Source organism: Bradyrhizobium sp. CCBAU 11434 (assembly GCF_028128895.1).
GTDB lineage: Bacteria > Pseudomonadota > Alphaproteobacteria > Rhizobiales > Xanthobacteraceae > Bradyrhizobium > Bradyrhizobium zhengyangense.
Genome location: NZ_LBJX01000086.1, coordinates 77,047 through 88,142 on the forward strand (window position 1 = coordinate 77,047; position 11,096 = coordinate 88,142).

The 11,096-nt window shown below is 56.8% G+C and carries 8 protein-coding genes; 4 read left to right on the forward strand and 4 right to left on the reverse strand.

All coding sequences use genetic code 11. From position 1 onward, the window contains the following. The first annotated feature begins 233 nt into the window (after positions 1-233). On the forward strand, positions 234-1,082 hold the full coding sequence (locus XI06_RS19865) for a DUF5677 domain-containing protein (protein WP_271606233.1): 849 nt from the start codon (positions 234-236) through the stop codon (positions 1,080-1,082). Here XI06_RS19865 and XI06_RS19870 read toward each other — a convergent pair. Together XI06_RS19870 and XI06_RS19875 are read right to left on the reverse strand one after the other, a co-directional pair. Continuing rightward, positions 1,079-1,318: a hypothetical protein gene (locus XI06_RS19870; RefSeq protein ID WP_271606234.1), complete on the reverse strand. Its 240-nt coding sequence runs from the start codon at positions 1,316-1,318 to the stop codon at positions 1,079-1,081. The two genes, XI06_RS19865 and XI06_RS19870, sit on opposite strands and share 4 nt — an antisense overlap. 151 nt (positions 1,319-1,469) lie before the next feature. Next, positions 1,470-2,555 carry a hypothetical protein gene (locus XI06_RS19875; RefSeq protein ID WP_271606235.1) on the reverse strand — a complete coding sequence of 362 codons (1,086 nt, stop codon included), beginning with the start codon at positions 2,553-2,555 and terminating at the stop codon, positions 1,470-1,472. 355 nt (positions 2,556-2,910) lie between these two features. Here XI06_RS19875 and XI06_RS19880 point away from each other — a divergent pair, with 355 nt between their 5' ends. From XI06_RS19880 to XI06_RS19890, 3 genes are all read left to right on the forward strand, one after another. Continuing rightward, on the forward strand, positions 2,911-3,612 hold the full coding sequence (locus XI06_RS19880) for an AbiU2 domain-containing protein (protein WP_271606236.1): 702 nt from the start codon (positions 2,911-2,913) through the stop codon (positions 3,610-3,612). Positions 3,613-3,650: 38 nt separating this feature from the next. Next, positions 3,651-4,220, forward strand: coding sequence for a hypothetical protein (locus tag XI06_RS19885; protein WP_271606237.1), 570 nt, complete (start codon positions 3,651-3,653; stop codon positions 4,218-4,220). A 1,219-nt stretch (positions 4,221-5,439) separates the two neighbouring features. Further along, positions 5,440-6,678 carry a tyrosine-type recombinase/integrase gene (locus tag XI06_RS19890; RefSeq protein ID WP_271606238.1) on the forward strand — a complete coding sequence of 413 codons (1,239 nt, stop codon included), beginning with the start codon at positions 5,440-5,442 and terminating at the stop codon, positions 6,676-6,678. A 38-nt stretch (positions 6,679-6,716) separates the two neighbouring features. Here the strand turns inward: XI06_RS19890 and XI06_RS19895 are convergent, their stop codons facing one another. Next, positions 6,717-7,343 carry a hypothetical protein gene (locus XI06_RS19895; protein ID WP_271606239.1) on the reverse strand — a complete coding sequence of 209 codons (627 nt, stop codon included), beginning with the start codon at positions 7,341-7,343 and terminating at the stop codon, positions 6,717-6,719. Between the two features lie 2,985 nt (positions 7,344-10,328). Continuing rightward, positions 10,329-10,541 (reverse strand): hypothetical protein, encoded by a 213-nt coding sequence (locus XI06_RS19900; protein WP_271606240.1) that lies wholly within the window; start codon positions 10,539-10,541, stop codon positions 10,329-10,331. Between the last annotated feature and the right edge of the window lie 555 nt (positions 10,542-11,096).

Sequence of the window (11,096 nt, forward strand, 5' to 3'; positions counted from 1 at the left end):
GCAGCACGACTTATAGCCGAGTCGTTCTGTGATCCTGTCATGGGCTGTTCGGGGCATTGCCGAAATTGAGGACCGTTGTCGTCGGTCCCGATAATCCCACTATCAGCTGCAAATCGGTTAGGATGCCGGCCTGTGGGGGCCTGAATCATGAAGACTTTTGAACAGATATTTGAAGAAATGATCGAAAGGGGCCTCGGAACATCCTGATCTAACTGTCCAGGGCTTCGGCCAACTTGCTGTCGCAGTTTATTCCAGCTGTCGCGCGCGATATGTGCAAGGATCTGAAGCGAAGAAAGCCTCAGCTTCTTGCGCGCGGCAGAAAATCGGACGCAGGTTTCGAGAAGAGAAATTTTAAGCGATGGCGCAAGCCGCTCGATCTTCTGGAGCTGCTCTGGAACATATCCCAGGAAGTTGGCTCAAAATTCAACGAGACCGAACGTCCTGATGCGGTCGCCGCGAAGGACTATCAATTCGATGCGCTGGTGTCTCTGCATGCGCGAGCGCTGCTCGTCGCGCGCGAAATTCAGTGCTTGCTTTACGGCGGCTACCCCGACGGGGCACTAATCCGCTGGCGCTCGCTTCACGAGATTGCGGTGATGGCGGTCTTTCTCAAGCAGCATGACAGCGAGACCTCCCACCGCTATCTCGCGAGCTTTCCATTCACCGCCCTTCGCGCCGCGCGGCAACTGAACGAGCATGCCGAACGAGCCAATATGACGCCCTTCTCGGAGCAGGAGCTCGCAGCGATGCGACACCAATGCGAAGGTTTTGCCCAGCGTTTTGGCGAGGAGATGTACCATGAGTACGGGTGGGCATCGGTCGCTCTGAAAAATCCAAAGCCCAACTGCGCTCAGCTCGAGAAGGCCGTAAAGCTGGATCATTGGCGGCCACGATACCGCTGGGCCTCGCAGCGCACCTATAGCGGCTATCGCCCGCCACTTTCGTTGCTGGGGACGGTCGAGAGCAAGCGCGACATTCACCTTGTTGGCCAAAGCAACTCAGGCTTCACCGATCCGTTGCATATGACGGCGATCTCACTGAATCAGGTGACCGGGTCTCTCCTGATGACGCGCCCAACCTAGATAACGTCGTTTTTGTTCAGCTCATCAGTGATCTCTCCGAGGAAATCGGCGACGTTGCGTTCAAGGTCGAAAAACAGACCTACGCCGAGGCGCAGAAGAAAGAAGAACGCAAGCGCTAAGCGCGACCGCCCACATCGCGAGCGACCGGAAGAGCATAAGGAAACGACCAGCTGGGAAAAGATGATCCTCGCGTCGGGATCAATTGTCCATATTGGCGTGCCGATCGTTTTCCTCATGCCAATAATGCATATAGGCTTCGCGCTCCTCCGGCGTATCGGCCACGACAGCGGCGTACTCGGCGACGCTCCTTTCATCAAACGAGGGATCAACGCCACCCTCAAGAAGACTATAGGCGGCCCCAAAGCGGGCCCGTGCGAAACATGGCGACTACGGCATCGAAAACCGCACAAGCCGAGCCATGGTCTTCCTTCTCGACGGGAAAGAAGCTGAAGCGAATACTTTGCCTGAATTTCGTAAAGTTCGCGGGCAGCGCGCCCACGGCACATGTACAAACAGGGATCCGCCGTCGTTTTCGACGCCGCCATGGGAAAATGGATTGCGAACGCGCTCTTTTAGCTGTTTGAGCTGGCTGTAGAGCTTCTGCGTCGCGGCGTCGGCGTCGACATCGATGAAGGTCCGTATCTTTTCGTCCCAGTTAAGGCTCAGGAACGCCTTCAGCTCGCCTTGGGTTAGCGGCGTGCCGTGAAAGGCCCGGAGCAGGATAAGCTGATACTCAAGCCGGCTGTAAAACGCATCGACCATGGCGACCGAATAAAAGAAGCCTTCCGTACTCAAGCGGCTATTGTGCCGCCATGAGGCCATCATATCGTCGAACGTCGCGGCGATTTCATCCATCTCCGACAGTGCGGTTTTCGCCTTCGGCTTCTTCAGTGGGGCTTTCGCGGCCCGCTTGTACGCACTATCGGCGAGCTCACGAAAGAACCGATAGCGGCGGTCGAATTCGGTGTTGCGGTTCGCGATGGTGACGTTATTTGCCTGAATCTGCTCCTGGGCGAGGGCCGCCAGCCACTGCTCGGTGACCGCGACGGCGTGGCACAGTTGGCCGCAAAGGCGATTGAGGTCGACTTTAGCTCCTGCCGCATGGCATATTGTAAATCCAAACTTGCGGAGCTCTAACGACACCTCCACGCCGTTAAACATCAACAATCCAACACACTTTGTCTTCCGGACCGGAGGTCGGAAACAGGTGCACGGTCCGAGTGCAAATTTTACAAGGTCGGGAACCGGGAAGTCATCCCTCGACGGCTTCATGGCACTGGCGAGATCGCGGCGCTCCCAGCCTTCCGGCGTTTGCCTCGAAAATCCGACGAGCGCCTTCTCAAGCCGCTTTCGCAGCACGGACAGGGCGTCGTCTGTTGAGGCCGTCGTTCTCTGCTCTTGTGCGGTCTTCCATGGAGGCTTCGGCGGCGTCGCGGCACGCTTGCGGAGATGTTTTGATTTTGCCTTGCGCATCGGTCATGGTGGGAGCGGGAGTGATGTCGGCTGAACTGTAGCGGATCGTCAGCAACCTGCCACGATCATTTCGTTTGGTCGAAGACCGTAGAGTCTTGGTGGTCGCCCCAAGAGCTTCGATCCGGGCGCGCCAGCATGAACGGCGTCTCCTTGAAGCCCTCTGCCATGCCATGGCACAATCGTCGCCGACCGTGGATAATTATTTAACGCGCGCCATTTTCAGCCTTTAATCACGCACTCGGTCAGAGAGATCACAGCGCATTTCGCGTTTTACGTGCGAATGCCAACCCTTCATGACAGTTGAGGAATTGGGGTACAAGATGCTCGATGAGTTAGTCTGAGGGGAGTCGACGCGATGACGTTTAAAACTGCCGAAGAGGCAAAGAACCCAAACATTGAAAAGATGGGCAACCAGCTGGGCGAAATCTATTCCGCTCTGTGGCAGGAAGTAGCGGTATTGCATTTCGATTGGCATGAGTATGTTGAACTCTTCGGTGCGAAGACCGCGCGAGTTGATCCGATGAACGCGACGGCCTCGCGCTTCTTTCGACTGCTTCAAGACCGGCTGTGGGAAACAACCTTACTTCACTTGGCCCGGTTGACTGATCCGGCAGAGTCGCCAGGAAAGGGCGGCGGGCGCACAAACCTAACGATCAAAGCTTTTCCGGACCTTATCGATGATGCGGCGCTTAAGGAGCGCGTGACTAAGCTGGCCGACGAAGCCGGCAACCGCACTGAGTTTGCTCGCGATTGGCGCAATAGACATATCGCGCATCGCGATTTGAAGCTTGTCCTCGAACAGGCGACAACGCCATTGGCGGCTGCCACTCGAGAGGACGTCAAGAAAGCGGTTTCGACAATAGCGGCTGACTTGAACGAGGTGGCGGCTCATTACACCGACTCGCAAACCGCCTTCGAACATGTGGCTGGTCCTCTCGGCGGTGCAGTTTCGCTTCTGTATGTTCTTGGCATTGGAGCGCGAGCGAAGGAACAGCGAGCCGAACGACTTCTAGCCGGGAAACAAACGGCCGAAGATATGGTCATTTATGACGTCTAATTTTGAACGCTTAACTGGCATTGGGCGCAGAGGACATTATGGCCCTTCCACAGTCAAAGGAGACCGAGCGAACTGTCTTCTTGCGGGATATTGTTCACGCCACCGCGTCTCAAGACGTGATGGGGTGGCCGAAGCCGACGGAGGAGGATTTAGCCCTGTTTGGCCGGATCATTCAGTTTTACTGCGGTATCGATTTCGCGCTACGATACACATTAGACGTTATGGATCGGGGCGGGATGCTCGCGTCCCCCTGGGCCGGGAAAACAGCTAAACTGAACATGTACAAGACCGCTCAAGCACTTCGCTCGTCGCCAATTTGGAATGAGGGACATAGGTTTGCCTTCGACGCGATCGAAGAGCATCGGCGAGTGAGAAACCTCGTCGCGCATTTTGTGGCGCGCCGCTTCGTGTCGGAAGATGCTTACATCTTTGTGACAATGAGCGCGGCAGACTTCGAACAAGTCTACGGAGTGCAGCCTGATGCCGATAACATGCTCTTTGGGGTGACCGATGCTGCCCAGATGCGTGGTATCATTCCCGAACTTCAGGCCTTGGCCAGTTGGTGCTCCAAACTGCCAGGCGACTTGAGCGGCGCTAAAATTCGCTAAAGGTCGAGCACTGAGCAACGCCTTTCTACGAAGCTGAGCATCTGAAAACAAGGGTTCGAATTGAGTGGCGAACCGTTCATAGCGCTGCGAACACCCGACGCTTTGAACGCCGGACTGCTAACTGTTCACGTGCGCTCCTAGTTGGATTTCTCGCTGTAAGCCATTGATCGCAAATCGCCCCTTCGTGGCGCGGTTGGAAAAATTCTCTTGACAAATCAATGGGTCGCAAGGTGTCTCTTAATCAGCAGGTCCCAGGTTCGAGGCGCCATGTGCCAAGCCTACAAATCAACCACTTACGACCTGCTCCTTGGAAGAGAACTTTCAGTTGGACGGGTGCTGCGCCATCCGATCCATGGACCTCCCAACCGCGCGAAGCAGTGCGTCTTTCCGTTTCATCGGCGAGCTTTTCGTTTAGACGTGTAGATGCGCTCGCGGCGCATCCGTATTTTGCGAGGCGTTCCATTCGTCATAAGGCGACCGTTGCGATTCAACCGTGGGCTTGAGCCCGGACAGCCGGTCAAATGCTGCATCTATAGCTTTCCTGTCCCACCGATGTGTTCCGGGAATGGGTCCCGGCATGATCCCCCGCCGAATCCAGTCGTTGAAAGCTGATAGCGTTTCATAACCGGCGTAGGCCGCGGCCTGCTCTTTTGACATCCCGCGAGGTGGGATCATTTGATCGTCCTTATCGTCAACGAGTTCCTTGGTCCAAACGCACTAAGCTGAGATCGAAGGGCGTGCGTGGTAATCGGTTCGATCGTAACTTTGGATCCATAACTAATTGCCTCGACCAGAGCATAGCACCTTACGTTTCATTCGGAACGGCCCCTTGTTGAATCGTGCCGAGACCCGAGTGTGAGCTTTACTGATTCCCTACCGCTGTTGTCGTCTTTACTTATTTGTACGATTTTACGCTCGAGTGCGCGATAGAGGTGGGGCTGAGCTTGCCCACGGAGTAGGTCTCCCCGACGAATGTTGCGGCACGAGTAAGCTTCCGCTCTACAATATTCGATAAGGCGTCGATGACAAATCGAACGCAACCTGAAATTACACCCGATACCCCTCTTCGCCTTGCTGATGCCGTGAAGATCGCGTTTCCTTTGGGAGGAATGACGGTCGCGGGCTTACGTCGCGAGCGCGATCGTAACCGATTGGTTATTGAGAAGATTGCCGGCAAGGAATTTACAACGCTGGCTCATATCGGACGGATGCGAGAGCTATGCCGCGAAGAAGCAAGGGCGCCAGACTTCAGCTTAAGGCCGCCCGCCGAAACAAGAGCGGAAAGATCACCCACCAAGCAACCTGGATCATCAGAGACAACGGCCGGGATGTCGGCACAGGCTGCGCTGCAGATGAGATTGCGGCCGCGGAGGAAAAGCTAAAAGACTACATAACATCCAAGCACACACCGAACCGAAGAATCCGCCACATAGACGATATTCCAATCGCGGATGTCCTCTCGATCTACTTGGATGCGCAACTGGACAAGCTTCGCAGTCGCTTCAATGTGGATAGCCAAAGCGAAGATACCACCCCGGATATCCGCAAGTTCAAGAAGCGAATCGAACGACTGAACGACTGGTGGGGGGCAAAAATGCTGGGCGAGGTCAATGGGGAGGCCTGCCGGTCCTATGCCAAGAAGCGCGGCAAGAAGGGAGGGGCTCGGCGAGACCTTGAAGACCTGCGAGCTGCGATTGGCCACCATGCAGCCGAAGGATTTCACCGGGAAATCGTGAAGATCTCACTACCAGAGAGAGGCCAGCCTCGAGACCAGTGGCTGACGCGCAGCGATGCGGCCAAACTGATTTGGACGTGCTGGCGCTATCGTGAAATGCAGAAGGGCTCGCGTCGGCCGACCGACGACCTGAAGGTCCCGACAAGCAAGCGTCCGCTACGCCATCTTGCACGGTTCATTTTGTTGGGGATCTACAGCGGAACTCGTGCTGGAGCTATCGCAGCTGCATCTCCCATTCCCGCGATTGGTCGCTCTTACGTCGACTTAGATCGCGGCCGCTACTACCGCCTGAAGCAGGGCAGCGCGAAAACCAACAAACGGCAACCCACCGTGCCGATCCCCTTGCGCTTGCTCGCGCACCTGCGGCGCTGGCACCGAGCTAGTCCAGAGGCGAAGCATTTCGTGGAGTACAATGGGAAGGCTGTGACGTCAGTCAAGACTGCATTCAAGAGTGCAGTCAGGCTCGCAGGCCTCGGCCCGCGAATCTCCCCTCACACTTTGCGGCACACAGCTGCGACTTGGCTCATGCAGAGAGGTGCGGACCCTTGGCAGGCAGCTGGCTATCTTGGAATGTCGCTAGAGGTGTTGCTCAACACCTATGGTCATCACCACCCCGATTATTTGTCCGATGCCGTGGAAAAAATCACCAGTCGAAATCCGGCTGGGGAACGAAAAGCCCACGTATCTGGTGCGGTGATTCCGATCCGGCGAAATGGCGCCTGAATGAGTTACGGACTTTTTTGGTGAGCCCGGCAGGGCCATCAGACTCTCGATTTATCATTGGTGTGCGACGAAGTGGGCAACTTGCGCGCTTCAAGCGATTTCAGGGGTTTTCGCGGCACTGTTACCAACTTTTTGAGCCACAGGTCCGGGTTAACCGCAGCAAAGGGCTGCTTCGCCGCTCGTCGTGTAAGCCTAGGGCACAGCCACGACTGCTTCGCCTTCGGCGGCAAGCCAAACCGCACTGGCTTTCCCGCAAGACGCACCAGGCTGATCAATTCGTAGGCGGCCGTGAGTGAGCCGAAGTGACGAACCACCGTGCCACACGAAGGCAGGTCAGAGTCCTCATCGATAAGTCGGGCTGAAACCCGGCCCTTTTGCTCCGCTAGCCGCTTCAGTCCAACCAGGATGTCTTCTGAGCGATACCATGGACGGGCGCGATGGCCTTGAAGTCTGGGCTGACGTCCAATGATCGCCCTGCCTTCCTCCTTCCGCTTCAAGGAGGCCTTCATGACGTCGGAGGCCGTCCGGGGTGGCAGGTCCGCCAAGGTCCTTCCATTCGTAAGCGAACCGAAGCGCTTCGTAAAATAGTAGGCGCTCGGAGTAACACCGTTCTGGTCGAGCAGCGTCGCCGATATGTAGCCGTTCTGCTCCTCAAGCTGGCGCAAGGCCTGTAGTAGATCCTCAGCGGCGGAGCCAGCTGCACGCCGATACGTCGGCCGAGCTGGCTCTCAACAAAATCCCTCAAGCCATCCGAGGTGTCGCAGCCTTCCAAAGCGACCCGTTGCTCGATCTCAGTGGGGAGTCTTAGGACGCGTCTCGCGACCAGCCCTCGACCGCATTGAAGGCGACCACGCGCAGGACTTGGTCGTATTGTCCTCCGAGGAGGTCAGAGATTAACGTTGCGTGGTCGATCCCTTCGTCCGCTTCCCCGAAGGCCGCGCCATCGCGAACTCTTCCAGAACCAGGTAGAAGTCTTTGTCGAGGCGATCATTCGGTGCGATCGACGGCGAGGCCATACGTGAGAACTCCAGTGACCGGAGTCGAAGCTATCGTGTCGCGCTTTTGCCCCATTGGCGCGGCGCACGCCGCGGGAGCTGTTGCAGAGCAGAGCCTGTGGTTTTTTATTCGCTTCGGGGAAGCGATGCCCTTCGCTGGCTCCTTGTGCTTTTGCCTCAACTCAGACCGCGTGAGTTGGGGCCTCCTTTTGGGAAACGTGTTTGGAGTTCTAGTTCCAAGTTCCGACGCAAGCCGGTCGCGCCACCTCATACATCTGTTGCCATATCGCTAGAACGCTCGAGCCCTGTGCACGCTGGGCATGGGCTAGCATGACCCCATCAGGCTGGTCCCCGCGTAGTCTCGGCCCCAACTTTGCCCGCCAGCCAATTGGGGCCGCTTTTTGCGAGACGCAAGCGCAGTGCCTCAACAAGCTCCGCTACGCCGCGCTCTTTGCTTCACGATTTCCGAAGTGAAGAAGCTCGGCTGAGATGCCTGACTTTCCCGGTGCAAGGACTGACTTCTTGTCTACCGCAAAGGCTTAGTTGACGCTAACCAAAGCGAGCATTGCCAAGTTTCCCCATACTCGTTGCATCGGCATTAACATGGTGAAGCGTTTTCTCGTTACGCTCTGGTCGGATGGTGCTCTTAGCCGAAACTCGGCATTTCATCACGGCCACGTCGCTGGCCGTGATGGCATGGCTAACGGGGGCGCGCGGCGTGGTTGAAGACTGAGCTGCACCCAGACCCCCAAATAGAAGCCCCTAGCTTGTCTTTCTCCCCCTGCGATCACGCGAAACCGGGGAGCCGCCAGCCTGTCGGGCGGGACGCGGACGGGTGTAACCTTAGTGTCAGTCCGCTGAGCGCGCTTGCAGTTCGGGCAGACGAAGAGGTGAGCGATTATGGCGGGCGAAGTGTCTCGCACTGGTTCGGATCGAAACCAGCTCATGCTTATGTGGCATTGGGGCAGACAGGAGCTTCGAGGTGCTCCAACGCGTCCTTTAGCCGGTCCATACTCGTCCCCTCCGCCCTGAAAGCCCGAGCAGGACAAGCGGCGGACGCAGTATGAAATAGCACGCAGCTCAAAGCTATTCAGAGTCGTGCGCCGAGCCAACAAGGTCTTCGTACGCTCGCTCTGCCTGCTCCTTTGTCAAATTAGCTGCTAAGTCGGTCCCGATTATCGCTGGGCCCCGACGCTCTCGATCGTAAACCATCCAACCCATGCCTCCCATACGAATAAGAAACCTGTTTGTTGGTGGCAGCGCATTTTCACTCACCGTAGCCCTCACTTCCTGCGAACCGGTGAGTAGGCCGCGCTCATTCCTTGATTGCAATTGTCTATGTGAATCAGCTCGGGAAAAATAGGCAGCCGTTTTAGGTCCGGCGCTTGGTTTCCACGACATAGCCGTCTGGCATGGCGAGGAGGCCGAAGCGGCGGCCGGGAAGCACGAAGAGCCCCACTCTCCGAATGTGCATGGTCTGCGGCACCGCTGATGCGAGCATTAACCCACTTGCCTCTGCGGGAACCTGGGCTACCGGCCTGTGTTGTCGGCTAAGCGAACCGGAGGTTGGGTGATGAGCACCGAGACGACGTTCGTCTGCGATTGTTGCCTACGGAAAGCGGATAATCGTGTTGGTTGGGCTCATATCAGTGTCAATTGGGCCGATGGGGATCGGCAGGTCATGCCGGATGAAGTCCGCGATCTATGCGAAATTTGTTGGAGCCCACTGCAGCAATTGCTGAAACAGCAGCTTGAGCAACATGCTCGGAGGCGAGGTGCATAAACACGCAGATCATAGGATTCAGATCTGCAAAAGCATTGGATGGTCAGTACAAATTGTCGGCCGGAATGCAGCGATGTGGCATGTTCATGATGTCTCTACCGTCGGACCGTCGGCAACGTCTTCTAAACTGCCCTGAGCTATTCTTGTCGCATGGACGACGATGATGTACCTGCGGGGTTTGGCACCGCTCTTCGACAGAGCTATGCCCATCTAGCCGCTTGGATGGTGCGGTTTAACCGCGCATCTGAGCCTAGTCGATCGCCGCACGCGACGCGGGTTGAACAACCCAATCGAGTTCTCGATAAATCGCGTCGGCCCGCGCCCCCGCGCCCATAAGCTCGGACAGGCCACGTTGACGAAAAGCCGCTTGCGTCGATCTTGGTCACCGGAAGAGGAGGGGCGATTAGTCTCCCGTGTTGGCGACGGAGCCACTGCCGAAGAATTGGAGAACGGCTAGGTCGGACACGTCAGTCGGTTTTACGCTCGCCTCGAGCGCTTTCAGAGGCAGCGGTGGCAAGCGAGCAGAACAAGCGGGAAATTCTTCCTGCAGTTGCCCATTGTGCGAACCCTTACCAGCTCGCATTGCTCTTTCGCCAGCTACCGCTGCCATCACGCGCCGCACATGCATGTCTCGCCAGAATCCCTGTGGCAGAGACCCTCACGGCGGGGGCGATCGGCAAAGTATCGCGTTGCCGAGGCGGAGGACCCCAAAACGAGACCGGCAGCGGCTCATGACCCTCCGGTGTCGAGCGGTAACCGGGCATCAACCGATACCGGCTTACGATAGATCATCGCGGATTGGTGACGAGTACCGCGGTACGCATGGGCATTGAGAACCCGCTGGCTGTCGAGGCCGGCGGGTTTTTCGTTGACTAGTTTTCTCGGTACGGAATACCGAGGTTGTTGCAGGCCGCCGCGAATGACGCTTTTGCTTTGGCATCTTCAAAGCAGAACTTAGTGCCGACCTGCGCGCGGTCTGTCCACCAGCCAACATTTGCACCTTTTGCGATACGAAAGGCTTCGTCGCGCAAAAGGTCCAGTTGCCTGCCGGCAGCACGGACAATCAGGCAATTTTCTTCAGGCATAGGTATTGTCTCCAACGGCAACGAACCACAAAGTTGTCAATTGAACGGAAGACGTTCGACCGGAGCGGCTGTCAGCAAAACGCCGCAGCAGTCCTCCTGCTGCGGCCACTTCTCAAAACATTGCTGAGTAAAAGAGGATCTAAGTAGAATATGCGCCAGCTACGGTAGAAATTTCCTAACACATGTACGCCGCCAGTCGCGAACCATTTCGCTAGTTCCGAACTTGGAACCTTTCAGGCGATTCGCCCCCGGCGCTCTGACCCGCAATTGGATCGGCAGTCGGGAGCATTGGGGCTGGGAAATATGCCTGTTCGGTCTCAAGGCGCAATCCTTCGAATGACATTGATTTCAGAACGGTATGTTCGCCCGCAGGAACGCCAGGAAGCTTGATCCTATACGAGCGACATCTTAGAGCCCTCAAAAGAGCCGCGCCGATCGTGCGGAACGTCGCGGCGCCGGCCGCGGGGGGTGTACCAGAGCGGCGCCTGCGGCTCTTCCCCTTTAGAGCTGTGGGAATTTGGATATACATCCGGGAATAATCGGAAAGCGAAGAAA